Source organism: Bdellovibrio bacteriovorus (assembly GCF_001592735.1).
Classification (GTDB): domain Bacteria; phylum Bdellovibrionota; class Bdellovibrionia; order Bdellovibrionales; family Bdellovibrionaceae; genus Bdellovibrio; species Bdellovibrio bacteriovorus_D.
In genome coordinates this window covers 504710-530905 of record NZ_LUKE01000003.1, presented here as the reverse complement: position 1 = coordinate 530905, position 26196 = coordinate 504710, and the positions used below count along the sequence as shown (strand labels likewise).

The window sequence follows — 26196 nt, the reverse complement described above, 5'->3', positions numbered from 1 at the left end:
TGTGCATCACATTAGCAGTTTAATAAAAATAGACAATTTGAATACATTTAATATTTTATTTGTTATCTTTAAAGTTAACATTTTTGCTATTTTTAGGGGGGCTTCCGGTGTCTATTTTGGATTTTGATGACTACAAGGCGGCTATAAATAATTGGATCGCGGCGCAACCTCGAGGGGGGCATGGACAGCTTCGTCAGATATCTCAGCATTTAGGAGTCAACTCAGTTGTGATGAGTCAGATTTTTCGCGGAGATCGGGACTTAACCTTAGAGCAAGCTGTAGGTGTTGCGGACTTTATCGGGATGTCGGAGCTTGAAAGGGAGTATTTTTTGCTTTTAATACAGAAAGCTCGCGCCGGAACGAAAGAGCTAAAGGATATTTTGAATAAACAGCTGCTTGTGCGAAAGGAATCTACACAAGCTTTAAAAAATAGAATCAAGCATGAAAAGCTAAATGACGAAGACCGGGCGACCTTTTACTCTCATTGGTATTATAGTGCCATTCGCTTAGGCGTATCTATACCTGAGCTTAGAACTGTGGCAGAAATTGCGGATCATCTTTCTTTGGATAGATCCCTTGTCGCAAAAGTTGTGGATTTTCTCTTAGAAAAAAACCTTATCGTAAAAGCTAAACATGGTATGGAGCTCGGGCCACAGGTGACTCATTTGGGCCATGACTCTCCATTTGTGATGCGACACCGAATGAATTGGCGAGTACAGGGATTGAAGTCCATGGAAAATCAGTCAGACGAAGATCTATTTTACTCAGGCCCTATGGTATTGTCCGATATTGCGGCCAAAAAAATTCGCAAGGTGCTTATCAATGCAATTGAAACAGCAACGAAGGAAGTGACAAACGCCAATTCAGAAACGTTACGTTGTTTAAATGTGGACTGGTTTAGGGTAGGGAAAAAATAGGGTCCTCGCCAATCTGTTGAAAATTGCTGGGTCGAAGTTTTTACGTCGGTTTTTATCCGGCGAACCAGAAATTAGTGTGCTTTGCTAGCCATCGCAGAGCGCTTAAATAGATAGAGCGGCAAAGAGAGTGAAAGGCCCACGAGCATGTTGGCGGCAAGAATGGTCCACCATCCTGGAATTTTGTTTTTTTTCGCGTCCGTATAAGACCATAAAAGAAATGCGACCGAGGAGATGACAAGATCTATCGCGAAGAATCGCGAGACGCTATTGGCAAAAAGAAGTTCGAAAAACAGAGCGATATCTATTCCATGTTCAACAAAGAACGGGATAATGTAAGAATAAGGAACAACAGTTCCAACCAAAGCAAGAAGAAGCCATATTCTGCGCATGCTTCATTTTAACCTGTTCGAGGAAGTTTATGAACAAAAAATATTCGGGATCTTGTCTTTGTGGTCAGGTGAAATTTGAAATGGTGGGAGAGTTTGAGAGCTTCTTTTTATGTCATTGCAAATTCTGTCAGAAGGACACAGGTTCAGCTCATGGAGCTAATTTGTTTTCCGCGGGGGGCCACCTGAATTGGATTTCGGGGGTGGCGAAGGTTCAAACATTTATTCTTCCTTCGACGAGGCACACGAAAAGTTTTTGCCAAGAGTGTGGCTCGGCCTTACCTAATCTGCAGATGGACGGAAAGCTTGTCGTTGTTCCTGCTGGGAGCCTTGATACTGAGGTCACGATAAAGCCCAATGCGCATATTTTTTGTGCGAGTCGTGCTAACTGGGATGAGGGCCTTGAGAGTGTTAAGAAATTTGAAACATTTCCTTCATAGTTTCTTTTAGGCACAAGAAGCGGGTTTCAATTCGAAAATTTGATTTTTTAAATGTGGCCTTTTTCACGATGCTAACTGTAAAATAGCTCTCATGTTGAGTGAGCTTAAGTGGGTTTTCGTTATCGGGCTTTTTGCGGTCTTAGGGACCGTCGTGGCGGCATTGACCCCTCCGCACTTAAACTCCTCTTTTCATCCGCGCATGGTGATTGATTCTGTGAAGGGTCAGATCACTTTGGATGACCTGGATTTCACTTCAGAGCCGGGAGAGCTGCATAGTTTTGCGGAGCTAGGGCGTTTTTTCGACCGGCAAGAGCAAATCATCCGCATTGTTTCCCAAGATTCAGTCCGATTGCAAAGTGGCGGCCAAGAAGTGAATCTTCAGCCTCGGCCTAAGCAAATAAAGGACATTCCTGTTTTATTTTGGATTCAGATAGTCGTGGGGGTAGCGGTGTTTTGCATTGCGGGCTGGGTCTGGAGTTTACGTCATCGGGATCTTGCTGGGACTTTCTTTTTCTTAGCCGGATTTTCAGTTTTAGTGGCGGCACTGCCTTCGGCCATTTACACATCGCGAGAATTGGCCTTGCCGAAGAATCTGTTCGTCATTTTAGGTTCTTTGAACGCGGTGGGTGGGGGTCTGTTTGGGGCCGCGATCGTTCCTCTTTTTTTAGTTCACCCCTTACGTGTTTCTTATTGGAAAAGCATTGCGATGGCCCAAGCCCTGATTTCGGCGGTGTGGGTGAGCCTTTATGTGTTTCGCATAGCCTGGGCGAACGTCAACTTGTGTATCGTCGTGCAGATGATTTTTATGTGCCTAGTAATAGCATATCAGCTTTGGATCAGTCGCAAGAATCATCACGGGCGGGCGGCCTTGACGTGGTTGGGGATGTCGATGATTTTTGGTGGGGGAGCTTTCGTCGTTTTTAATACTATTCCGGTGCTTTTAAAAATCCGACCTTTGAATCAGGGATATTCCTTTGTTTTTCTTCTTTTTATTTTCTTGGGAATCGCCGCGGGACTGACGCAGTTTCGTTTTTTTAAATGGGCGCGCTGGGTGTTCTACTTTTGTTTTTACACCTTTAGTATCGTGGCGTTTTCGCTTTTATATTCGGGCTTTATCTTGGTCTTTAGGCTCAACACCTGGCCCGCGGTGGTTTTGGCTTTGTTCTTGATTCTGATTTTGTATATGCCGCTGCGAGATTCGCTTTGGCAATCGCTCAGTCGCGACGATTAAAGCAGCTCCATAAAACTTGTCATCGCTTCAGGAAGGGCCGCCTCAAGACGAATTTTTTCTTGAGTCATCGGATGAACAAAATCCAAAGCGAAGGCATGTAACATAAGTCTTTCGGCCTTGGGGGTTGTGGGTGCATCGTAAAGATCATCTCCGAAAATTCCCATGCCGTTTTCTGCCAAATGCACACGGATTTGATGCATACGTCCGGTGCGAGGTTGGGCTTGAATCAAAACACCTTTGTCAAAAATCTTTAGAGTTTGAAAGTGGGTGAGTGCTTTGTCGCCCCCTGATTTTACCGAAACCATTTTCATCTTTTTCGTTTTAGCGTCTCGCTTTTCTAGCAGGTGATTTTCGACGATCCATTTTTCTTCAAGCTTCTTTTTTTTGCGCGCGAGGCACAGATAGGTCTTTTGGATTTGATGTTTTTTAAATAGATCTGCCAAAGGCTCGTTAGCTAATTTATTTTTAGCAAAAATCATCACACCCGAAGTATCCCGATCCAGACGATGATGAAGAGCTAAGTAAAAGTCTTTACCGCGCTCTTCTTGCAGTTGTTTTTTTAGGGTGTTGAAGAAGTCAGGACGACTTTTATCGACAGTGGCTTGCGACGGAAGGCCCGAAGGCTTCACCGCCGCTAAAAAATAATCATCTTCAAAAAGAATTTCGATCATCGTTTGTTCAACATGCAATACTCAATATTGTCATTGATGTATTGACGTTGGTTGTTCAGATCTGCTTGAGACACTTTAAAGTCTGAAACTTTGCAGTTTAAGTTTGTAACCACAGAATGAACCGCTTCGACTTCGTCTTGAGTCATATTCAAACGCCAGATGAGTTTGATCGCCAACCAGTCTTTAACGTACTGGCAGCGATATGACTCATTGGACGGAAGGTATTCATTCGGTGCACGGGCCCCTTTAGACGTATTTTCTTTCACTGTCGCCGGAATCAAGTGATTGCGATAACCAAGATAATTCGCATAAAGGCAACGAGTCTTATAATCCCATTGCCAAGCGCCCGCCATGTAAGCGTGCTTTAACGGAATCATATGATCGATTTGAATTTCGCGAGAATTTGCCAAAGTTTGGCCAGAGTAAGGGTCTTGCCATTTCCCCATGTCGACCACACATTGCTTGCCATTGCGGAAGGTGACGGCGTCTTCGCTGTCACGAACCAAAACTTTGGCACGCGTGTTCATGCAAGTGTCATCGGTAGGATCATTGATCCATCGACCAAAATGAAGTTTGCGGATGTAAGAGTCCGTGGGGGTGGGACGAGTTTCGTTATGCAAAGTCCATTTTAAAAGGTTCACCACCAACATCTTTGCGGCGCGTACGAAATTGTCGGCAGAAAGTTGTTCAGGGATGTCTGAAAAACCCCAGCCCATGTTTTTACGAGCTTCGGCATCGAAGTTATTTTCATCAATGGTGTAGTATTCAGAATAGACAGGATCCGTGCGATTAGGTGGTGCTATAGCAGCTGTGGATTGTGGCGAAACTTGTGCGGTAGCAACGGCCGACATCATGACCGCAGTCATAATTGTCGTAATAAAAGCTTTCCCCCCGAAAAACATCTCCGCTCCCCTTTGCGAATCGGGATCATTAAGCCCCATCTGTGTGTGAGTTTCAACAAAACAATCTGTCAGGATTTAGTTGGCCTTATGTGCTGCGCGTTAAGTGGTGTTTGGAGCTTATGAATTTACAATTTTTGATAGTTACGCCAGGGAGTGTCTTAGAAAATGGCCTGAGATTTTTCGTCCGTTTTTTAGGCAAAAGATACAGGGAGTTTCTAAAGGAATTAGGGTTTGCTTTGACCCTCTAAATCCATTAGCGTTTTGTATCAGAGTCATCATCTAGAAGAAGGATATCTTCATGAAAAATAATGCCTTGGTGGGACTGTTCTGTCTTGCCTTCGGGTCGCAAGCTCTTGCGATGGATTTACAAGAGTATCTTAAGTCGGTCCTTGAAAAAAACAAAAATGTGCAATCTTACGAAGCTTCACAGGCCGCGGCTGAAGAGCGCCGAATCGCGGGAGATATAGAGCTTGTGCCGATGTTGTCGGCGGGAGTGAACTATATGGATGACACAAGTCCTTTGGGACAGTTTGCCCAGCTAGGGGCTTCGAAGACGATTGCCACAGATGCGAAAGTCGTGTTGTCTAAAAAATTCTCTTCTGGAACGGATGTGGCTTTATCGGGAACAGCCGCCGAGATCCAGAATGAAGGAAATCTTTTTGTTCCGGCCTTTCAAAATTTCGCCTATGGAACCTTAGGCTTATCTTTAAGTCAGTCTTTGTGGAAGGACGCTTTTGGCAGCGGCACCCGCTTAAGATGGCAGCGCCAAGATGCGGTCACTCAAGCCGAAGTGGGACGTTACGATTTACAGAAAAAACTGTTACTGGTCGAAGCCGAAGCGGCGTATTGGGATTATATTTACCTGCAAGAAAATGTGAAGATTGGCAGGGCGTCTTTAGAGCGTGCAAAACGAATCGAAGGTTGGACACGGCGACGCACTAATGACGGAATCAGTGATCGCGCGGATCTGTATTCGGCACAAGCATTGGTCGCCGCCCGTCAGTTGCAACTTGTCTCTGCCGAAGATGAATTTGCCGCTGCAAAACGAAAAATTCGCGATTACTTAGAGCTTTCAGATGCCGATAGCTTTCCGGAAATCACCGGGGATATTTCTAAACCTCGCACGCTCACTAGCATGGTGGACGGGAAGCCTGATCAATCAGGTCGCCAACGAGTGATGGCTTTAGAGGCCTACATGATGGCCCTCAATGCCAGGGCCTCGGCTTTAGTGGCAAAAGAAACAGACAACGCTTATCGTCCTGATTTCGTTCTTTCTGGTGCGTATAACACCAATTCTTTTGAAACAGAGGCGCGCATTCCAGATATTTCTGGCCACTTGGCGGATACCGATCGTCCGACGTGGAAAGTGGGTTTAAACATGGTTTACATGTTTGATACTTCAGTGAAAAACTCGGCCCGTGGAGCGGCAAGAAAAGACGCTTTAGCCGCGCAGCTTATGAGTGAAAAGAAAAATCTTGAAAGTGAAACGCAATGGATTGAGCTCAATCGTCGTTATTCAGAAATGAGTAAGCGTGTGGAAAATGCGAGCGAGATGAGTCGCTTGCAAAGTGCGGCGGCCAAAGCTCAAACAGATTTGTTTAACAAAGGTCGATCCATCACCGCGACCGTGATTAATGCCGAAGAAGATTCCGGAGCGGCCGAGTTGAATTTGACCAAGTTAAAATCTGAACAGCGCAAGATGGAGGCTCAAGGACGTCTTTTTGTCGTCATTGAGGAAAAATAATGAACTTACCAAGTCTGTCGATTCGCCGACCGATCTTTATTTCTTGTATCGTCATCTTGATGCTAATTTTGGGGGTGTTTTCTTTAAAGAAAATGCCGGTGGATATGTTTCCGGATGTGACCTTTCCGGTGTTGTTTGTTCAGGTGACCTATCCCGGCGCTTCGCCACTAGATCTTGAAAAACAGGTTTCAAAACTGATTGAAGACGAAGTGGGAAGTATCTCTGGATTAAAGACATTAACGTCGAACAACTTAGACAGTGTCGCGGTTATTATCATTGAGTTTCAATTAGGAACCGACATCAAAGAAGTTGAACAAGAGGTCCGCAACCGTATCGGCAATATTCGCCGCGACTTGCCGGCGGATATTTATGAACCGGTGATTCGTCGCTTTGACCCCGCCGATCAGCCGATTGTGACGTTAGCGATCACGACGGAGCTTGATCCCGGAAAAGCTTATGACTTGGCCAATGAAACCATCAAGCCGATGTTTGAGCGTCTCAAAGACGTCGGCCAAGTGGAGATTTACGGCGGACGTAAGCAAGAAATTCACGTTCTTATTGATAAGAAAAAATTAGAAGATCGCAAGATCCCGATGCTGCAAGTTTCGCAACGGATTTTAGAAACTTCGAAAGACGTGCCGATCGGGAAAATTGAAAACGATAAAAACGAAGTCAGCTTGCGCACAAACGGAGAGTTTGAGTCCTTAAAACAAATCGCCGAAGCCAACGTGAACTTTGTGGGATCAGACCGCGCGGTGCGTGTCCAAGATATCGGGCGTGTGGTGCGCAGCCTTGAAGATCAAAAAACCATGGGGCGTATCAAAGGCAAAGACGCGATCTTAATGAACGTCTATAAGCAGCGGGGATCAAATACCGTGTCGGTGGCCGACAGCGTTCGCGCCAATATCGATAAAGTCAATAAAGTGCTTACAGAAAAGAAATTAGGCGGAGAAGTGACGCTGGTGCGGGATACTTCGCATCCCATCCGTATGAACGTGTATGACGTTCAAGAGTCTATTTTAATTGGTATTATTCTTTGCGTGATCGTGGTCTTTTTCTTTTTAGGATCGGCACGTTCGACATTCATCACGGCGATGGCGCTTCCAAACTCTCTTTTAGGTGGGTTTGTCTTAATGTACGCGCTGGGTTTTTCGATCAACTTAATGACCTTGCTTGCCTTGTCCCTGGCTGTGGGGCTTTTGATCGACGATGCCATTGTTGTGCGGGAAAATATTTTCCGTCATATGGAGATGGGTAAAAAACCAAAAGATGCGGCCTTAGATGGAACTAAGGAAGTGGCGATGGCCGTTATCGCGACCACCTTGGTGGTGATCGCCGTCTTCGGTCCGATTTCATTCTTACAAGGGATCGTCGGGCAGTTCTTTAAACAGTTTGGTTTGACCGTCGTCTTTACCATGCTGATTTCTTTATTTGACGCCTTCACCGTCGCGCCGATGCTTTCTGCTTATATGGCCCATCCCAACGAGCATGAAAAAGGAAAAGGCCTTATTGGCAGAATGCTTGCGGGGTTTGATCGTTTTCAAACACGGCTAGAGAATCTTTACGAAAAAGCTTTGGGTTATACGATCATCAATCCTAAAAAGATCTTACTTTTAGGGACGTTGATATTTATTGGCTCTATCGGAACGATCTTTTTTATCCCGAAAACTTTCTTGCCTTCGCCGGATAACGGGGAGTTTGCGGTCAATATTGAGTTGCCGGTGGGATCCTCTTTAGTCGCAACAAGTAAATTCACCGAACGCGTTGAGGCTTTATTTACCAAAGACGCGGCTGTCGATATGGTTTTAACAAATATCGGTAATGCGAATAACGAATCCAACAAGGCTTCTTTGTTTATCCGTTTGGTGGAGCGAAAAAAACGTTCGATGTCGACGACAGACTTTAAAGAGGACACACGTGAAAAATTAAAGGAATTTGAAGGCGGCGCGATTGTTTCCTTAGGGGATATCGATGCCGTGAACTCCGGCGAGAAACCCCTCAATGTTAATATTCAAGGTGAAAACCTGGATGAGCTCAACGAGTACGCGGTGAAACTGGTAGAGCGCTTTAAGAAAATTCCGGGCTTAGTGGATGTGGATACGAATTTTCGCTCGGGGAAGCCGGAATTTCATGTCGCCTTTGATCGCCTGAAGTCAGAATCCTTAGGGGTTTCAACCGTGACGGCGGGAGCAGAGCTGCGCAATCGCACCGAAGGAAATGAAGAGGCGATTTTCCGTGAAAATGGCATCGACTATAAAATCCGGGTGCGTTTTGATGAGCAGTATCGTGATTTGCGCGAACAATTTAATACGACCCTTGTACCGAATTCGAATTACAATATGATTCCGCTTTCTCGTGTGGCAAAGGGGGAAGAGGCTTTCGGATATTCGCAAATCAATCGTCAAAATAAAGGACGTTATATTCGAATCTCGGGGAATATTGGTAAGGGGGGAGCTTTAGGAAATATCTCTGCCGATATTGAAAAGGTCATAAAAAATGAACTGCCACCGCCCCCGGGCGTGACTTATGCATTTCAAGGTCAGGCTGATGACTTTAAAGAGTTGATCGCAAATATGTTGCTAGCGATTTTCTTAGGGGTGACGTTCATCTATCTGGTTTTAGCAAGCTTGTATGAAAGCTTTATCACGCCGTTTTCTATCTTGCTGGCATTACCGTTGGCAATGACCGGGGCTTTCTTGGGGTTGCTCGTATTTGGTAAAACGATTGATATCTTTTCTTTGATCGGGATTGTGTTGTTATTGGGGGTTGTGGCGAAGAACTCCATCTTGTTAGTCGATTACACCAATCAGCTCATCCATGATGGCATGTCCCGCAATGAGGCTTTGGTCAAGGCCGGTCGCACGCGTTTAAGACCGATCTTGATGACGTCCCTGGCATTGATTGCCGGGATGATTCCGATTGCGATTGGTCTGAATGAAGCTTCGGCGATGCGGACTTCGATGGGTATTGCGATCATCGGTGGTTTGATCAGCTCGACCTTGCTGACACTTTTAATCGTGCCGGCGGCGTTTGGATTTATCGAAGACTTTAAGTTCTGGTTCCGTAAAAAGTTAGCCCGAATCACGGGCTATCAAGCCTAATAAACACCGCGGAAGCTGCGAATTTCTTGCAGCTTCCGTTCAAACCACGCCCAGTCATCGCGTTCGGCGATGTCTTTCCAGATGGCTTCAATTTCATCAATCAGCAATGAACAAGCATGGGTGTTCTTAAAATAGGGATGCTCTTGTTTTTCTTTAGAGTCGACCGAAAATTTGCTTAAAACTTCCTGCAGTTCTTTGAAAGATTCTTTTTTATAGACTTCTTTTTGTGGGGATTTTTCTAAGCGTGCGGGGGTGATTCCGGAATGCAAATCAAAGAAAGTCTGCTCAAAATGAGTTTTTTCTTTGTCCATAAAGCTAAATAAAGCTGTTAATAATTGGGAATTTAAGTCGCTAGCTTCTTGGGGCTCGGACAAAGGATTTTTTAGATTCAGACGTCTTAGTAAACCTTGCTGAATCTGAAAATTAAAGTTGTCCGGGAATTCTTCTAAGCCCGCTTCGATACTTAATTCTGGAAAGGCGAATTTAAGTGCGCCCGCTAGCTGATGCAGATTCCAATACACGGTCGTCGGCTGACGACCAAAGGCATACAAACCGCTGTGATCAAAATATGCGGCAGTGAAGTTCGGATCATAGTGCGGTAAAAAGCGATAAGGGCCGTAATCAAAACTTTCGCCGGTGATGTTCATATTGTCGGTATTTAAAACTCCGTGAACAAATCCGGCCATCATCCATTGCGCTAAAGTTTCGGTCGCGCACAGACACACGGCTTTTAAAAATTTCTCGGCAAGCTCAGTCCCGGTGAAAGGCTTGAGCTCGGGATAATAGTGACGAACGACGTAGTCTAATAACTTTTCAATATTTTCTTTTTGTTGCAAAAACGCCAGTCGTTGAAATGTGCCATAACGAATATGACTGTGATTCAGGCGAACTAGAACTCCAGCGCGAGTGGGTGAAGGTTCATCGTGACGTTCTAATGATTCACCGGTTTCAAAAACCGAAAATGTGCGGCTGGTATTGACCCCGTAAGATTCTAAAATTTCTGTCGCCAAGATTTCCCGGAAAGCGCCTTTCAGGGTCAGGCGCCCATCGCCGCGGCGCGAGTACGGCGTTTGGCCGCTGCCTTTGGTGCCTAAATCAAAAAGTCTATGAGGGGTCTTAATTTGTGCGAATAAAAATCCACGGCCGTCACCCAGATCAGGATTGTAAACTTGAAACTGGTGCCCATGATAACGAAGTGCTAAAGGTTTCTTGATATTCCCCGGCAATGGCTCAAACGCGCTAAAGTGCTCTTGCCAGGCTTCGGTGGAAAGATGTCCCAGGCCGATGGACTCTGCGGCCGCTTGATTGCGATAGCGAAGTTGAGGGTGGGAAAAGCGTGCGGGCTCGACCTCATCAAAGAAATCATTTCCAAGCTCATAAATAGGGGGCCAAGGCGTGTCTGACATGCTGCTATTTATGGAACTTTCTACCAGGAAAGGCAAGTCTGGCTAAAGGCTTGTTGACAGTTACTTGCATTTAGAGGAGAACAAGAACATGGACAAAGTGCAGATTTCTTTGGTGGATTCCCCTAAAATTTCGTCTTTAAACCCTGCTATCGCCGCAGAGGCGTGTTGTGATGTGAATCACGCCGAACATGCGCAGTTTGAGGCGCAAACAGAGCAGTGGGATCGCTGGGGTTTGTGGTTGTCCTCGATGTGTGCCATTCATTGTTTGGCGACACCCTTGTTGGTGTTAGCTCTTCCAGTATTAGGTGGATTTTTTCATCAAGAATGGGTGCATCTGGCAATGGCTCTTTTTGTGGTTCCTGTTGGTTTGATAGCGTTTTGGTCTGGATATAAACATCATCGCCAGGTGCCGGTTTTTTCGTTAGGTGTTGTCGGTTTAATTTTGGTCGGGCTAGCCAGTGTGCTTCCGCATGAGATGGTTGAAATTCAAGAACTTGATGTGGTCACTATCTTAGGAAGTATCTGTTTGATTGCGGCGCACATTTTAAATCGTCGTGCGTGTCTTTGCCATAAACACTCCTAATCGAATTTCTGTAAAGTATCGAGAATTAAAAAAGCCTTCCTGGTGGGAAGGCTTTTTTTTTTTTGAGCCCTATTTAGGAGCGTCTCTTAAAGCACGACGCAAGATTTTTCCGACATTGGTTTTTGGAAGCTCGGTGCGGAATTCAACCAATCGCGGCACTTTATAGTTCGTTAAAGTTTTACGCGCATGCGCGATCACATCTTCCGCTGTTAAGTTTGGATCTTTTTTTACGACCACGGCTTTAACGATCTCGCCAGAGTGTTCATCTGGAACACCGATGGCCGCGACTTCTAAAACGCCGGGGTGAGAAGAAACCGCTTCTTCAACTTCATTGGGATAAACGTTAAAGCCAGAAACCAAGATCATGTCTTTTTTGCGATCGACGATCTTAAAAAAACCATTGGCTTCAACCGTCGCTATGTCGCCGGTTCTTAACCAACCCTCTTTAAGAACTTTTTCGGTTTCATCCGGACGTTGCCAGTAACCCGCCATCACTTGCGGGCCTTTGCAACAAAGTTCGCCGGGTTCACCCAGCGCAACTTCTTTGTCGTTGTCATCTAAAAGAATGATGTCGGTGCTCGGCAGCGGCAGGCCGATGTAACCCACCTGATCGGTGCCATCAATCGGGTTGCAGCAGACAACCGGGGAGGCTTCGGTCAATCCATAGCCTTCAACTAAAACAGATTTTGTTAAAGACATCCATTTTTCGGCCACTGATTTTTGCAATGTCATCGCACCGGCGACGCTGACTTTCACGCGGCTAAATTCGATCTTTACAAATTCCGGGTTGTTCATCAGGGCGTTAAACAAAGTGTTCACGCCAGCCATAATCGTAAACGGCGTTTTTTTAAGTTCTTTGATAAAGCCCGGGATATCACGGGGATTTGTAATAAGAACGTTTTCTGCTCCATAGTGAACGAGGCCCAAGCAGTTTAAGGTTAAAGCAAAAATATGGTAAAGCGGAAGTGCGGCGATCGCGACTTCTTCGCCCTCACGCAATTTTGGTTTCATCCATTCGCAAATTTGCAAAACGTTGGCCAGCACGTTGCTATTTAAAAGCATGGCGCCTTTTGCCACTCCTGTTGTTCCGCCGGTGTATTGCAAGAAGGCGATATCATCGGCCTTGGTTGCAATTTTTTGTGAAGGTTTCATGGCACCGATTTGCAAAGCTTGGCGGAAGGTGTAGGCCTGCGGCATATCGTAAGCCGGAACCATTTTTTTAACGTATTTTACAACGGTATTAACTAAAAGTCTTTTTGGCGTTGGGAAAAGATCGCCGATTTCGGTGATCACCACACTTTCAATGTCGGTGTCTTTGATGATTTGTTGGAGCAGATGAGCATAGTTGGCTAAGATCACAATGGCCTTAGCACCGGAATCTTTAAACTGATGTTGCATCTCTTTAGCGGTGTACAAAGGATTGGTGTTAACAATCGTGAGCCCACTGCGCATGGCCGCAAAGGCGATGATCGGGAATTGCAAGACGTTGGGCATTTGGATGGCGATGCGATCGCCTTTTTTAAGTTTTAATTCGTTTTGCAAAAAGGAAGCAAAGATTTCGACTTGGCGGTTCAGTTCGGAATAGGTGAGGCTGACACCCATGTTTGTGAACGCCTTTTTAGTTTTAAAGCGATTCACTGATTCTTCATAGAGATCGTAAAGCGAAGAATATTTTGAAACATTCACTTCGGCGGCCACGCCTTTAGGGTAATTCTTGAGCCAGATCTTCTCCACAATATCCTCCAGGTGCTATTAAAATTTTGCTTGGCTAAAGTTTAGAGTACATATTCCAGAACGGCCAAGTAAAATCTTGTTTTCACTGAGTCTTTTTGCAAGACTTAAAGGTATGAATCGCCTTTATTTCGCTCTTATTTTGGGTTTCGCGGGTAGCATGACTTCATGCTTTTGGCGTACAGAGAAAAGTCCAGCGCCCGCAGTGCAAACCTCGGGGGCGACATCTCCCCCTGAAGCCACGCCTAAAAAAGATCGAACTTTAGAAATCTTTGTGAAGTATTTTGAGCAGGCTGACGCCATTCATCGCGAAGCGTGGTGGGTTTTGACCAATGAGCGACGCTCGGTGCAAAAGTCCCCTTTCGGAAAGGTCCTGAGGGCCATCTTGTCCTCAGAAAATACCAAGCTGGCTAACAAATCAGCCTTTCGCTGCGATCGCTATATTTTTAAGCGCGACATCTTAGGTCCGTCGGGATTCCCGCAAAAAAGTGAAGTCTTTGAAAAGTGCAGTGAGAAAACGGAAGCAAAAAAAATCGCCGAATTTTATTCGCCCTCTAAATTAGAAGTTCAAGTGACTTTTTATCCTGAAAATCTCGAAGAAATTTTGGGGCTTGGCGCGACAGTCTTAAACCGCTCCATTAAGTGTACGATGGCGGGAAATGAAAACGAACAGCTGGAACGTCTAAAATGTATCGATTGGGCGCAAGAGCGCACCAAAGAACAAATGATTCTTTTAGATGACTATGACTACACCCGAACCGGTAAAAACCTGATCAAATTGCGTGGCAAAGTTTATGAAAACTTAAGTGACACGCGCAAAATTGAAGCCGATGTTCCGATGGAAGGAAAAATTGTTGTTAAAGAAACTGAGCTGTATCCGCCGGAACCTGTTCCGGAGCCTTCGGTAAAGCCCACGGCGGCAAAATCTCCGCAAGCACCGCCCCCTCGCGCGCAAGGTGCGCCTCCGATGGTATTGCGTCCCGAAGAAATTCCGCCGGACGAAGGGATCTCTAAAATTCCGATCCCGAAAGCCCCCCAAGGAGAGCTGGCTCCGCGAAAAAGTGGTCCTTCGCCTGTGGTCCCGGTTCCCGTGGATCCTGACGTGTTAATGCAACAACAACAGCAACAATCAGCGCCGTATCAAGAAGGAGTGCCGCCGTCGGAAGATTATGACGGCCAGGTGTTAGAGCATGAGCGTCAGCAGTTGCAAGAGCAGCAACAACAGCAGTATCAGGAAGGAACACAGCCGCAAGAGCCTCAAGGAGAACATCATGGCCGCTAAATTGGAAATCGGAAAGAAAGTTCCTAACTTCAAAGTTCCATCTTCTAATGGAGAAGATTTTGAGCTTTCAAGTCTTAAAGGCCAAAAAGTGGTTTTGTACTTTTACCCGAAAGACAATACTCCGGGATGCACCATTCAAAGCAATGAGTTTAATGGATTGCTCTCGCAATTTAAAAAACAGAACGCGGTGGTTTTAGGTGTCTCTCGCGACAGCTTAAAGTCGCATGATAAGTTTATTGATAAATTTAAATTCAAGTTTGATCTTTTGTCTGATGAAGATGAAGTCGTTTGTAAAATCTTTGATGTGATCAAAGAAAAAAACATGTACGGCAAAAAAGTGCTGGGCATTGAGCGCAGTGCTTTTGTTATCGACGAAAACCAAAAGCTTGTCGGTGAATTTCGCAAAGTCAAAGCCGAAGGCAATGCCCAAGAAGTCCTCAATTTTATTAAAAAGCTTTAACAAACTAGCCTTGTTCCTGTTCATAAGTCTATCAACCTGGAGTTGAGATACTTATAAAAATGCTCGAGTTCTCTTGAGAAGTTAAAATCCGTTTAAAGAATCGAGTCTTTGGCGTCGAAACATTGGTGTCTTAAATATAATGATGGAGACACCATGAAGTTAAGTAATAAAGTTCTTTGGAGTATCGCAGGAGCTTGTTTAATCTGTACGACGTCAGCCGTCCTGGTTTCGATCGCGCGCATTCATTCTCAAGGTGAGATCCAGTTGCGCCAGAAGTCGGAAGCGATTTTATCTCGCCTAGAGTCCGTACGCTCTTACATTGCCTCTCAAGGCGGGCTTGGTGACAGTATTAATAAAGCCGTCACTCTACATCCTGACGGAAATCTTCCTAAAGAAGCGAAGCTTGAGATTTTAAAACAGGTTCCAATCTTTGCGGCGATGAAAGTGGGAGCCGAGGGAGCTGATAAAGAAGGGTATGCATTCCGCGTGTTTTCTAGCGAACCCCGTAACCCGGACAATCGAGCCACCGCAAAAGAAGAAGAAATTTTAAAAAAATTTGACGCTGATGTGGATCTTAAACAGTTTTCAGAATCCACAGATGAAAATATCATCGTCTACCGTCCCGTGCGACTTTCAGAATCCCAAGGCTGTTTAAAATGTCACGGCGAACCCAGTCAATCACCGTGGAAAAATGGCAAGGACATCTTAGGTTTTCCGATGGAAAATTGGAAAGAAGGGAGATTGCATGGAGTGTTCGCGCTGACGACCAGCAAGGCGGAAATTAAGGCGGCCGCCACCGCCGCGACGATAAATATTCTTGCTTGGGCCTTGGGTCTTTCAGTCTGTGCGATGGGACTGGCCTTTATGCTCTTAAAAAAGTCCATGAGGTCCCTCTCTGGTATTGCGGATCAACTTCAGAATATGGGCGTTGAGGTGGCCGAGGCGAGTCACGATATCACCTCCTCGTCGGCAAGTTTAAGTGCTTCGAGCTCTCAGGCCGCTTCTTCCATCGAGCAGACCACGGCAGCAACGGAACAAATGAATAGCATGATCAAGCTCAATGCTGATCACACGAGCACGGCAAAAAGCCTGGCAGAAGAAGCGCAAGAAAAGGCCCGCCATGGCAAAGAGGAAGTTGATAAACTCATCCTGTCGATGGATGAAATTGCTTTAAGTTCTAAGAAAATTGAGGAAATTATCACCGTCATTGATGATATTGCCTTTCAAACAAATCTTTTGGCCTTGAACGCCGCGGTCGAAGCCGCCCGTGCCGGGGAACAGGGAAAAGGTTTTGCCGTGGTTGCCGAAGCCGTGCGTGCCCTTGCGCAAAGAAGTGCCACTTCCGCGAAAGAAATTTCTGATCTTATCGGTGAGAGTGTGGATAAGATTGAAAAAGGACACACAGTCGTTCAAAGCAGCGGCAGTATGCTCTCTGATATCGTGAAACAAATTGAAAAATTGACCGCCTTGAATACGGAAATCTCAAGTGCCAGCCATGAACAGGCTCAAGGTGTCAATTCGATCAATCTTTCCATTAACGAATTAGACAAAATCACGCAAAGTAATGCGGCCGCGGCCGTGGAGTCGTCTTCCGCCGCGGATGTCTTAGAAAATCGTTCTAAGCAAATGCATGCGATGGTGAAAGAACTTATTAGTGTGGTGGAAGGAAAAAAAGCCGCCTAAAAGCGGCTTTTTAAATTATCATTAATAATGAAAACTCATCTTATCCGCGATCGCCTTAGGTAAGGGCGGGATCTGAGAGCGGGGAATAAAGAATGTGGTTAAGTTAAAGAAGTCGCCAAAGACTTTATGTTTGGCGGTGGCTTCGGCCAAATACTTATGACCACTGGATCCCCCAGTTCCAATTTTTTGCCCCAGCATGCGCATCGCCATCAAGGCGTGGCGATAGCGCCACGTCGTCATGGATTCATCAATATCTAAAAGCGCACGAATGATGCGGAACGGCCCTTGAAGAATAGGTTGGTCACGATAAACTTGAATCAACAGGGCGGCTTGCCAAGCCTTGTAACTGAGACGGAACTGTCCTTCGGCGCGCAATTTTTCAAACAGCGTCTCATCAAAAAGCGCATCAAAACTTTTTAACGTGTTCTGCAAGCCCTCGATGTTTTTCTTTTTATCTTCCTCGGTCAAGCGGGGGTTCCCACGCACGGTTTCAATGTCGTCGTTAAACATGGTTTGCACGGCTTTTTTATAAGAATCCCAGAAGTTATAGTCTTTGGATTGTAAGAAAGGGGTGCGTGCCAGCCACTTGTCTAGTGAGTCGAACAACGAAGGTTCATCAAGAACATCTAGCATCAGTTTTTGTTGTTCCTCAGTTAAGGATTTAAAAAACGGAGCTTGGTTGTAAGCCAGGCGATCGCCCGTGCGTAGACCCAATTTTGTTTCGATCAAGCGCCATTGGAAGCTTTGAAAGCCTGAAGCGGGGTAAAGCATGTCACGGAAATCCAAAAAATCAAGCGGGGTCATGGTTTCTAAAACATCCACTTGGCCGATCACTAGTTTTAGGATGCTCACGATACGTTCTAAACGAGCGCAGGCAAAACCCATGTCCGTTTCCGCGATTTCATTTTGGGCAAAGATTTTTAAAACAGCATCTAATTCAAACAGGATCTGTTTAAACCACAGCTCGTAAGTTTGGTGCACGATGATGAAAAGCATTTCGTCATGAGCGGGCTTTCCGTACTCAAGGCTTTTGCGGTGTTGGGCCGTTAGTAAAGGATCAAGTCCTAAATAGGTGTGATAGTGAACCGGAGGGTATTTCATGGACGGATCTCCTTCATTTTTTTTGCAAGTCCTTGGATGTCTTCACTTTGCGTGTCCCATGAGGTCATGAAGCGACATTCAAAACTGTGCTCATCCCAAACATAAAAGAAATAATCTTTGCGTAAAATCTTAATCCAAGCGGGGGGCAAAGTCACAAAGACGGCGTTGCTTTGTGGCACTTCGCGCACGGACACGCCGGTAATATCTCGGACTGCGGTGTAAAGCTCTAAGGCCTTGGTGTGAGCATGTGTCGCGATATCATGCCAAAGGTTGTCTTTAAAATAGGCTTCAAATTGACAAGCGATAAAGCGCGTTTTAGAGGGGAGCTGTGCACTTTGTTTGCGAATATATTTAAAATCGCGCGCCAGTTCTTGGTTTAAGATGACGACGGCCTCGCCCATCATCAGTCCATTTTTGGTTCCACCAAAAGAAACAATATCGACGCCTAAATCTGTCGTGAGTTCTTTAAAGGATTTTTTTAAATACATCACGGCATTGGAAAGACGAGAGCCATCAATATGCACCAGGATCTTTCTTTCCTTAGCCCAGGCGATAATGTTTTTTAACTCTTCCACAGAATAGACACTTCCAAGTTCTGTGGGTTGAGTCAGGCTTACGACTTGTCCTTGGGAGTAGTGCTGATCCCCCCGGCGGATATAGCCTTTTTCTAAAACTTCCACCGTGATTTTGCCGTTAACTGACCGCAATGGATAAAGTTTCAGTCCGGCCATAAATTCAGGGGCTCCACATTCATCCACGTGAATATGGGCGACGTCGGAACAAAAAACCGCTTGATAAGGTTTGGCCAAAGCTCTTAAGGCCGTGACATTGGCCGCCGTACCATTAAATACGAAAAACACCTGGGTCTGCTCGCCGAAGTGATTTTTAAAAGATTTTTCCGCGCGTTCGGTCCATTCGTCGGTGCCATACGAAGGAGCGTGTTCAATATTTGCTTCAGATAAAGATTTTAAAATTTTCGGATGAACGCCCGAGTGATTGTCGCTGCCAAATCCACGTTTCATTTTTAAGCCTTCATGAGGTTTGAGAAAATGAAATTATGAATGAGCAAGGCGGCTAATTTGCTTGTGCGATTGTCTTGATCTAAGGGCGGGGAGACCTCGTAAACACCCATGCCGCGAACGTCATGGGCTTCAATCAGCCAGTTTAATGCCGGAATAAATTCGGCCGTTTTTAAGCCTGTTGTCCAAGACTGGCTGCAGCCCGGAGCTTCCATAGAGTTAAACGCATCAATATCGACACTTAAGAAAACTTTTTTATTTTCTTTACCGGCCATGAACTTTTTTAGAACCGCAAGTAAACCTTGCTCTGCCACTTGATCTAAAGTGAAGAGACTGGCCCCTTGGTTTTCGGCCCATCGAAAATGGGCTTGGCTATTGCATTGGTTTTGGAGGCCGATTTCAGCAAAGTTCACATCATTTTTAAATTCTGAAAGCACACGGAAAAATGGTGTGCCGGAATTAAAACCTTTGTCGGTCGGGCGTACATCTAAGTGAGCATCAAAATTAATTAAAACCGCATCGCCCTTAAAGGCTTCAACGAAACCAGCACCATCACAGTAACCGTAATCATGACCTCCGCCTAAAGAGATCCAGCGGCGATGGTTTTGTGCTAAGTTTTTTACCACTTGGCGTGCACGCTCATGGCGTTCGGCTAAAGGTTTTTCGCGATCGACAAGATCACCAAGATCCACAATACGTGGCAAAGTTTTGCACTTTAAATGTGGAGTCATTTTGTAAAGGTAACGACGAATTTCTAAAGGAGCTACTTGTGCGCCCGGCCGGCCACCATTGAGGTTAATGCCTTCATCATCGGGATAACCTAGAACAGTGAAATCAGCATCTATTTGCGACAGGGAATCAAGTTCTACTTTTGGTAAAGCTTGGACGCATTCGCCCAGTCGCGGATCTTCTTTATCGTTTTTTGTAAAAAGCAGATGTTTGTCGATGGGGTGAAACCAGCTCATCGCTTCAAATCGCCCCACTTAGAAAGACGAAGGGTTTGATTCAAGGAACCGGTTTCAGAGTCATAAATTTTCATGGTCACAAATTTACTTGAGAACATCAAAGTTGCAAAGCTAGTGCCTTGCGCATTGGATAAAAACACCACCCATTCTTTACCTTCCGAGGGAGTAACACTGTAGCGGTAAGTGATAGGGTCCCCCGTTCTGCTTAAAGCATCGTCTTTGAGGTCGGAGGTCTTATTCATGGGATAAAAACTTAAGGAACTGAAATCGCGAACCGTGATAATCCCCGCTGTTTCGCTGTACCAGTAACCTAAAAGCTTGCGCAGGCCGACGTATTCAATGCTTTCAACAAAAGCTTTGCAGTGATCGTCGTCCAATTGGCCGGAGCCTTCAACGAAATCGCCTGAGGCAAGCTTGCGCATATGCAGAGCCACGATGCTGTTTTTAGGAACTAATTGGTAGCGAGGGCATTGGCCCTTAGCAAGAGTGATATGAAGTGATTCTTGGAATAAGCTTAATTCCCCAGAAAATGACGGTGCGGCCGCGCTAAGAGAAGCGACGCTCGTGGTGAGGACAAAACTGAGGACAAAAAACCATTTCATGGCCAAGGTTTTTTCACGCCTCTAAAAGGGCGTCAATAGTATTTCTACTCCATTTTTTGACAAACCAAGTCAATAACCCCATGACTTGCTCGTTCTTTCTTAAACTCACATAATAAATTATAAAATGCCTATAGATAAATCGCCTCAACTTGATTTTCCATTGATCGATGAAATTCCCGCCAGCGAAGTTTTAATCTTGCGCGATATTGATATTGTTGGGGTCGGGGCCTTGCGGCGTCATCAGATTGAAGAACTGCAAAAAATAAAAAAATTCATTCTGCTCACTTACGAAGAGATCATCCCTGATTCCGTGCATGGAATTTATTCCGCGGAAATTTTAAGAACCTTGCAGTGGTTGCGCCCCCTACAAACTCAAAAAGGCCCGGCGTTTGATTTTGGTGAAGAACAAAAAAAACTTTTCGCGCGGCTTTTTCCTCGCACGCGAAGCGCTTTAGGTGTCGCGGCTTCGCGCATGATGGATGCTTATCTTCAGGAAATGGAATGGAGCAGTTGGTTGCTTCAAGATCATTGGCGATATTTTGTCGGTTTTTTGCGCTCCAAGTTTCCAGAGAACAAAGCTCTTTTAGAGCTGGCTCATTGGGAGTGGGTGTGGGCGTGGATAGAGGTGCAGCCGTTTGAGCCGGACAAGTCCGAAGCGGGCTTCGTGCACGTGAACCCGAGTTTGCAGATCATTCATTTAAGCGTCCACAATCCCGTCTTATCTCGAGACCAAGGTGTGTATGCTTTTGTTTACGATGATAAAAAACAGACTGTGGTGGAAAAACGACTGGACGTCTATGAGGCGCAAATCCTCGATTTATTACACGAAGATAGAAAGTACACGGAAAAACAACTCATTGAAATGGCCCTGATAAGTGACGAAATAGACACTCAAATAAATGCCGAAGAGTGGGGAAAAAAGTTTCAAGGGCTCTGTCAGCACGCTATACTAACTCGGTAAGCGAACCCATAAACAAGGAGTGTTGTGATGAGATTACAAGTTTTGGCGATAGCTGCGGTGATGATGACCTCTGCTTTTGTATCCGTGGCGCAAGCCCGGGGAAGCTCAAGCGGCGTTATGGCTACATTGAATGCCTATATGTATAACAATACAACCGAGGTGACTGCGGGCGGTGGCACGGCGTCCTCGGACTCGAAAGTAAGTATCTATGATATTAAACTTGGGTATTTGACCGGCAATGGCCTGTATCTGGGCGGGCTTTACACCATGAGAAACTCCACCAATGGATCCAACTCGACGGACGGTAAAAACCTAGGGGCTTCTGTGGGGTATGTCGGGGCCAGCGGCTTTTTCATCAAGGGGCACTATATTTTAAGTGCCGAGTATGGCGATCTTAAAGAGGGCTCGGGTCTACAGGCGGATTTAGGTTATATCAATAACGTCACCGGCAATTTTTTAGTGGGCGTGGAGCTGACCTATCGTTCCGTGGAATACAAAAAAGATGAAAGCAATGCCTCTGTGGATAAATATAAAATGACCGAGTTGTTTCCGATGTTAACGGTCGGATTTGTATTCTAAAGATTTTTTTAATGAATAACTAAAAAGGGCTTCCTTCGTGAAGCCCTTTTTAGTTTTAATTTAAAGACTCTTGACGATATCGTTGAGCATCTGGATGTGGTTCAAGGGATGATTTCCCACGTGCTCAATCATCAGCTTTTTAGCGGCTTCGGATTTAGGTATATTTTCAAATGTGATCAAACGATCCATGGCGTTGGCCGAACTCACAATCACGGAAAGAGGATCGATATCCTTTTCGCGCAAACCGAGAGGGCCTCCACCGTTGATGGTTTCTTCGTGCTGATTGATGATATTGATCACAGTTTGATCAAAGTGTTTCTTGTCTTGAACTTTTTGGGCGCCTTCAGAAGGGTGGCGAGCCCAGATTGCTTTATCCTCGGCACTCATTTTTGCTAAGGGCTGTACCAAGTTTAAAGAGCTCGCGTGGTGTCCAAAGTCGTGCAGCAACGAGCCCAGAGTTAACAGCTGGGTGCGTTTTGCATCCGTGATTCCTAGTTTATTGGCCAATGCAATCGACAGAGTGGCCACAGTAACTCCGTGATGGGCGATGTTTTTGTCCGTATTTTCCATACCCATGACTTTTTTAAACGCATCCGTATTGTTGATGATGAAATCAACATACTTTCCGGCCGCATCTTTACACTCGGCATAGGATTTTTCGCTCTCGGGGTTTTCGAAAACTTCTTCCGTGTTGCTTTGCTGTGCCCCTTGAATGATTTCCGCGCGCGTTTGCATGTCTTTATTTGAATCGTGGTAAGCGGTTTCAATATTTTTTTGCAAGTAATCCCGGTACAGGGACTCTTCGTCAGTGACGATAAACATCTTACGCAGTTTTTTCTCTTTTAAGCGCTTCAGGCGTTCACCCTCAAAGCTGTCACCTCGACGAAGGTAGAGGATCATTTTCTCGTTAATTTTAACGTAGGCGTTAAAGTCGATTTTTTGATCGCCACGCAGTGTGCTTACGCGGATAGAAACATAATCCATTGCTCGTTCGTCCTCTGGTTGGTATCTTTTTACAGATGTCGATAGATAAAGAAATTGTAGAAGAATTTTTGAATGAGTCAAAGTCCTTGATTGATGAGTTGATAGACCTTCTCGAAAGTATTGAAGGGAACTTCTCGCAAGTCAAAAAACTCGCCGATTATGGCAATAACGTGGACCGTATCATGGGGGGAGCTAAGAGTTTAGCCCTGATGGCGCCGCCCGAACACGCCATTCACCTGATCGCGGACTACTCGGCCCTGTGTAAGGCCGTGGGGTATAAGGCCTCCCAAATCACCGATAATGAGAAATTCTTTGATGTGTGTGTCGCCATCTTGCTTGATGCCACAGAAAACTTGCGTGAGCTTTTAAACAACATTCATCAAAACGTTGAAAGCCTTAAAGAAGAAATTCCCGAAGCCTTCATCGAGCGTCTGCGCTGGGTTTCAAAACAATTCAACGAATCCTACAGCATGAGTGTGGGGTTGGGATCGGCCGATCAAGGTAAAATGAAGCAGACAGACATCGATGAGCTTTTGAAAAAGCTAGGCCTTTAATTGTTCTAGCGTCCACGTGGCAAGTTCTCCCAGTTTGGGATGGGCTTGCAAGGTGCGCACTTCTTCTTGTAAAGCGCTGATCTTGCGGTTGGCGATCACGATCAAAGCATTGCGCTTTAAACCAAAAGATCCCGCTCGCGCTAACGGTGTTCCTAGGAAATCTCGGCTCAATTGTTTTCCTGAAGCCGTCAGAATATATCTAAGATCTTCTTTAAGATCAGCTTCTTGGTCTTCGCTCAGACTTAATACAGTTTCGGTGTTCAATTGGCCTTTGAAAACCTTTTCGTTCCAGGGACACGTTGTCTGGCACAGATCACAACCAAAAAACCAATCCCCGATTTGCGAACGTAAGCTTTCTTCAGGGACTTCACGGGATTCAATGGTCAGATAAGAAATGCATTTTCGTGCATCCATCTTACGAGGCTCTAAAAGCGCGCCTGTGGGACATATGTCGATGCACTTTTGGCATTTGCCACAGAAGTCGGGCAAAGGTTCTATTTCTGTTTTTAAATTCAGTGAAGTGTAAATCTCCCCAATAAAAAACAAGCTGCCTTTTTTGGGGTGAATCACGCACGTGTTTTTTCCCACCCATCCTAACCCTGCACGTCTTGCAAGATCGCGCTCCAGAATGGGGCTGCTGTCGGTGAACGCTAAAAATTCTTCGTCAGGAAAGATTTCTTTTAAAGCGCTACATAAACGATTCATCTTGTCTTTAAACCAAAAATGATAATCCATACCTTGGGCATAAAGACTGATGCGCGCCGATGATAAAGGCGGAGAAGCTTCTTGAGGTTGGGGATGCGGAAAGTAAGGAATGGCAAAGACCAAAGCACTGTGCGCGCGGGGCCACTTGCTTTGCGGATTTTCTTTGATGCCCGCGTGTTCGGCTAAGTACTTCATATCGCCGTGAAGCCCTTCTTTGAGCCACTCGTTATAAAACGACATGCTAAACGGGCGCTCCAAAGCCGCCACTCCAAAGTGCGAAAAGCCTTCGGTTTGCAGGTGTTGGTCTATAAGAGATTGAATCTCCTGGAGCGTCACGTAAATTCTCTTTCCGGGGTTAAAGTCTTTCACTACAATAAGGCCATGGCGACTGTGCAAAGCATCTTAGAAACTCATCCCCATTGGCCGGCCGTGGAAGACATCTACCACAAGTTGGGGGCCCGTGGCTATAAGGCCTTTTTGGCGGGCGGATGCGTGCGGGATGCGCTTTTAGGTATTTCAGCCAATGATCTGGATGTGGCCACCGACGCCACCCCTGAAGAAATTGAAAAAATCTTTGCAAACACGGTGGCCGTGGGGAAAAGCTTTGGCGTAATGCGGGTGCTGATAGGGGATGCTGATATTGAGGTGGCGACCTTTCGTTCTGATGGTGAATACAAAGATGGTCGACGCCCCGAAGGCGTTCATTTTTCAACTCCCGAAATGGATGCCCAGCGACGCGATTTCACCGTGAACGCGCTTTTTTATGATTTAAACTCCCAAGAGGTTTTAGATTTTGTGCAAGGTAAGGCGGATCTTGCCAAAAAAACTTTGCGCACAGTGGGCGATGCTGAAAAACGTTTCGCCGAAGATCATTTACGTCTATTAAGAGCCGCTCGCTTTGTGGGACAATTGGATTTTGCCTTAGAGGTCACGACGTTTGCGGCCTTAAAGCGGATGGCGCCCAAGGTGATGACCGTCAGCGGAGAACGTCTGCACGAAGAAATGGGGAAACTTTTAAGAACCGCCGCCGTGCAAAAGGGCTTAGATGTTTTAGTCAGTTCCGGTTTGATGGCAGAACTTTTTCCGTTCCGGGCCGAAGATGCCAACGGGGAGTACCTCTCATTAGCTCATCATACATGGCAAAGCTTTGCGTTGTTTTTTAGGCAGGCCCCCCTCACGGAAGTAAAGTCACAGCTGGCGCGCTTAAGATTCTCCGTGAAGGAGCAAAGAGCCATCGAACGTGTCTGGGGCCTTTGGCATCAGCCGGAGGAGTTTTTTAAACTCTCGTTAGCAAAGCAGCTCTTAAAAATGAGCGAAGAGGGTGTTCCTTGGGCGTTAACTATTTTAAAAGCGCAGAAGAAGTTTCTGTCAGAAATTGATCTTCTCACCAATGCCTGGGCTAAGATGGGTGAAACTCTTCCGAAGCCATTTTTATCGGGAACAGATGTGCAAGGTCTGCAAGGCAAAGCTATTGGTGACTGCTTAGCCGAAGCTTTTGAATTGCAGCTAGAGCATAAGCATCGTTCCCGAGAAGAAGCCCTAGAGTGGCTTAAATCTTACAAAAAGAAAGCTTAAAGCAAATGACAAATGCATACTTACCAAGTACCTGGAAACGTTTAGCGGCCAACGGGATTGATGAAATGATCATGATTCCATTTTACGCGCCTTTTTTCGGGATCTTTTTTACGATGTTAACCAGTGAAGAAGGGGTGAGCATTCCGATCTTCACGTTTTTTTTGATTCTTTTAGTTCCGGCAGTTTACGAATTTGTGTTTTTAGTTTTGATGCAAGCAACACCCGCAAAATGGCTGTTGGGATTAAAAGTCGTTCCGGCTCATAACTTTGAAGAACCATTAAGTTGGCAGTCGGCCCTGTTAAGAGCCTTAGCTAAACGCTTAAGTCTGTTTTTGAGCTTGGCTATTTATGTCGTGGCGCTATTTCGCTATGACCGCACTCATGCCGTGGACTGGATTGCGGAGACTCGCGTGGTGCAAAATGTACCGCGCCGCAAACCGGCGAAAATTCGTTGGATCCTGGGTAGCTTATTTGTGCTTTATTTCTGTGTTGAGGGTTGGAGTGCGGCCATCAAGGTGATCAAAACAATTGATTGGCAAAATAATCAAGTGCATCTTGATGAACTTTTAGCGGCTTATAATCTGGAAGATTTAGAAGACTTCGAAGTCGAATAG

At 45.6% G+C, this 26196-nt stretch carries 25 protein-coding genes; 14 read left to right on the top strand and 11 right to left on the bottom strand.

The window, feature by feature from the left end; genetic code table 11:
* Window positions 1–107: 107 nt before the first annotated feature.
* Window positions 108–917, top strand: coding sequence for a TIGR02147 family protein (locus tag AZI86_RS14975; protein ID WP_061836068.1), 810 nt, complete (start codon window positions 108–110; stop codon window positions 915–917).
* Window positions 918–988: 71 nt separating this feature from the next.
* On the opposite strand, the gene AZI86_RS14970 is transcribed toward AZI86_RS14975, so the two are convergent.
* Window positions 989–1306, bottom strand: coding sequence for a DUF2834 domain-containing protein (locus tag AZI86_RS14970; RefSeq protein ID WP_061836067.1), 318 nt, complete (start codon window positions 1304–1306; stop codon window positions 989–991).
* Window positions 1307–1335: 29 nt separating this feature from the next.
* Between AZI86_RS14970 and AZI86_RS14965 the strand changes: the two genes are divergently transcribed.
* On the top strand, window positions 1336–1743 hold the full coding sequence (locus tag AZI86_RS14965; RefSeq protein WP_061836066.1) for a GFA family protein: 408 nt from the start codon (window positions 1336–1338) through the stop codon (window positions 1741–1743).
* A 91-nt stretch (window positions 1744–1834) separates the two neighbouring features.
* Entirely contained in the window at window positions 1835–2974 is a 1140-nt protein-coding gene (locus AZI86_RS14960; RefSeq protein ID WP_061836065.1) for a hypothetical protein, read from the top strand.
* Here the strand turns inward: AZI86_RS14960 and AZI86_RS14955 are convergent.
* Window positions 2971–3645, bottom strand: coding sequence for an RluA family pseudouridine synthase (locus tag AZI86_RS14955; RefSeq protein WP_061836064.1), 675 nt, complete (start codon window positions 3643–3645; stop codon window positions 2971–2973). The genes AZI86_RS14960 and AZI86_RS14955 overlap by 4 nt on opposite strands.
* Window positions 3642–4547, bottom strand: a complete 906-nt coding sequence (locus AZI86_RS14950) for an HNH endonuclease family protein (protein ID WP_081111953.1) — start codon at window positions 4545–4547, stop codon at window positions 3642–3644. Before AZI86_RS14950 ends, AZI86_RS14955 begins: the two co-directional genes overlap by 4 nt.
* 298 nt (window positions 4548–4845) lie before the next feature.
* Between AZI86_RS14950 and AZI86_RS14945 the strand changes: the two genes are divergently transcribed.
* Together AZI86_RS14945 and AZI86_RS14940 are read left to right on the top strand one after the other, a co-directional pair.
* On the top strand, window positions 4846–6291 hold the full coding sequence (locus AZI86_RS14945; RefSeq protein WP_061836063.1) for a TolC family protein: 1446 nt from the start codon (window positions 4846–4848) through the stop codon (window positions 6289–6291).
* Window positions 6291–9392, top strand: a complete 3102-nt coding sequence (locus tag AZI86_RS14940) for an efflux RND transporter permease subunit (RefSeq protein WP_061836062.1) — start codon at window positions 6291–6293, stop codon at window positions 9390–9392. The genes AZI86_RS14945 and AZI86_RS14940 overlap by 1 nt, the downstream gene beginning before the upstream one ends.
* Here AZI86_RS14940 and AZI86_RS14935 read toward each other — a convergent pair.
* A complete protein-coding gene (locus AZI86_RS14935) occupies window positions 9389–10798 on the bottom strand; it encodes a protein adenylyltransferase SelO family protein (protein ID WP_061836061.1) in 1410 nt (469 codons plus the stop codon). The genes AZI86_RS14940 and AZI86_RS14935 overlap by 4 nt on opposite strands.
* Window positions 10799–10886: 88 nt before the next feature.
* On the opposite strand from AZI86_RS14935, the gene AZI86_RS14930 reads away from it, so the two are divergent.
* Entirely contained in the window at window positions 10887–11381 is a 495-nt protein-coding gene (locus tag AZI86_RS14930) for a MerC domain-containing protein (RefSeq protein WP_061836060.1), read from the top strand.
* Between the two features lie 69 nt (window positions 11382–11450).
* On the opposite strand, the gene AZI86_RS14925 is transcribed toward AZI86_RS14930, so the two are convergent.
* Complete coding sequence (locus tag AZI86_RS14925; protein WP_061836059.1) at window positions 11451–13115, bottom strand: AMP-binding protein; 1665 nt, start codon at window positions 13113–13115, stop codon at window positions 11451–11453.
* A gap of 112 nt (window positions 13116–13227) precedes the next feature.
* On the opposite strand from AZI86_RS14925, the gene AZI86_RS14920 reads away from it, so the two are divergent.
* The 3 genes from AZI86_RS14920 (at window position 13228) to AZI86_RS14910 (ending at window position 16537) form a co-directional block, all read left to right on the top strand.
* A complete protein-coding gene (locus AZI86_RS14920; RefSeq protein WP_061836058.1) occupies window positions 13228–14394 on the top strand; it encodes a hypothetical protein in 1167 nt (388 codons plus the stop codon).
* Complete coding sequence (locus AZI86_RS14915; RefSeq protein WP_061836057.1) at window positions 14384–14854, top strand: peroxiredoxin; 471 nt, start codon at window positions 14384–14386, stop codon at window positions 14852–14854. The genes AZI86_RS14920 and AZI86_RS14915 overlap by 11 nt, the downstream gene beginning before the upstream one ends.
* 153 nt (window positions 14855–15007) lie before the next feature.
* Complete coding sequence (locus AZI86_RS14910) at window positions 15008–16537, top strand: methyl-accepting chemotaxis protein (RefSeq protein ID WP_061836056.1); 1530 nt, start codon at window positions 15008–15010, stop codon at window positions 16535–16537.
* A gap of 21 nt (window positions 16538–16558) precedes the next feature.
* Here AZI86_RS14910 and AZI86_RS14905 read toward each other — a convergent pair whose 3' ends face one another.
* From AZI86_RS14905 to AZI86_RS14890, 4 genes are read right to left on the bottom strand one after another with little or no spacing between them, the layout of a single operon-like run.
* Window positions 16559–17638 (bottom strand): tryptophan 2,3-dioxygenase family protein, encoded by a 1080-nt coding sequence (locus AZI86_RS14905; RefSeq protein ID WP_061836055.1) that lies wholly within the window; start codon window positions 17636–17638, stop codon window positions 16559–16561.
* Complete coding sequence (locus AZI86_RS14900) at window positions 17635–18660, bottom strand: threonine aldolase family protein (RefSeq protein ID WP_061836054.1); 1026 nt, start codon at window positions 18658–18660, stop codon at window positions 17635–17637. The genes AZI86_RS14905 and AZI86_RS14900 overlap by 4 nt, the downstream gene beginning before the upstream one ends.
* Window positions 18661–18662: 2 nt before the next feature.
* Window positions 18663–19622: a formimidoylglutamase gene (locus AZI86_RS14895; protein ID WP_061836053.1), complete on the bottom strand. Its 960-nt coding sequence runs from the start codon at window positions 19620–19622 to the stop codon at window positions 18663–18665.
* Window positions 19619–20224 (bottom strand): hypothetical protein, encoded by a 606-nt coding sequence (locus tag AZI86_RS14890; RefSeq protein WP_061836052.1) that lies wholly within the window; start codon window positions 20222–20224, stop codon window positions 19619–19621. The genes AZI86_RS14895 and AZI86_RS14890 overlap by 4 nt, the downstream gene beginning before the upstream one ends.
* A gap of 124 nt (window positions 20225–20348) precedes the next feature.
* On the opposite strand from AZI86_RS14890, the gene AZI86_RS14885 reads away from it, so the two are divergent.
* Together AZI86_RS14885 and AZI86_RS14880 are read left to right on the top strand one after the other, a co-directional pair.
* Entirely contained in the window at window positions 20349–21185 is an 837-nt protein-coding gene (locus tag AZI86_RS14885) for a hypothetical protein (protein WP_096000909.1), read from the top strand.
* A gap of 27 nt (window positions 21186–21212) precedes the next feature.
* Window positions 21213–21764 (top strand): hypothetical protein, encoded by a 552-nt coding sequence (locus AZI86_RS14880; protein ID WP_061836051.1) that lies wholly within the window; start codon window positions 21213–21215, stop codon window positions 21762–21764.
* Between the two features lie 60 nt (window positions 21765–21824).
* Here the strand turns inward: AZI86_RS14880 and AZI86_RS14875 are convergent, their stop codons facing one another.
* Window positions 21825–22748 carry an HD-GYP domain-containing protein gene (locus tag AZI86_RS14875; RefSeq protein WP_061836050.1) on the bottom strand — a complete coding sequence of 308 codons (924 nt, stop codon included), beginning with the start codon at window positions 22746–22748 and terminating at the stop codon, window positions 21825–21827.
* Here AZI86_RS14875 and AZI86_RS14870 point away from each other — a divergent pair.
* The gene (locus AZI86_RS14870; protein WP_253715970.1) at window positions 22748–23302 is read left to right on the top strand and encodes a hypothetical protein; all 555 of its coding nucleotides are present in this window, start codon (window positions 22748–22750) and stop codon (window positions 23300–23302) included. The genes AZI86_RS14875 and AZI86_RS14870 overlap by 1 nt on opposite strands.
* On the opposite strand, the gene queG is transcribed toward AZI86_RS14870, so the two are convergent.
* Window positions 23291–24343, bottom strand: coding sequence for a tRNA epoxyqueuosine(34) reductase QueG (gene queG, locus AZI86_RS14865; protein ID WP_061836049.1), 1053 nt, complete (start codon window positions 24341–24343; stop codon window positions 23291–23293). The two genes, AZI86_RS14870 and queG, sit on opposite strands and share 12 nt — an antisense overlap.
* Before the next feature lie 45 nt (window positions 24344–24388).
* Here queG and AZI86_RS14860 point away from each other — a divergent pair, with 45 nt between their 5' ends.
* Together AZI86_RS14860 and AZI86_RS14855 are read left to right on the top strand one after the other, a co-directional pair.
* The gene (locus AZI86_RS14860) at window positions 24389–25582 is read left to right on the top strand and encodes a CCA tRNA nucleotidyltransferase (RefSeq protein ID WP_061836048.1); all 1194 of its coding nucleotides are present in this window, start codon (window positions 24389–24391) and stop codon (window positions 25580–25582) included.
* 5 nt (window positions 25583–25587) lie between these two features.
* Entirely contained in the window at window positions 25588–26196 is a 609-nt protein-coding gene (locus AZI86_RS14855) for an RDD family protein (RefSeq protein ID WP_061836047.1), read from the top strand.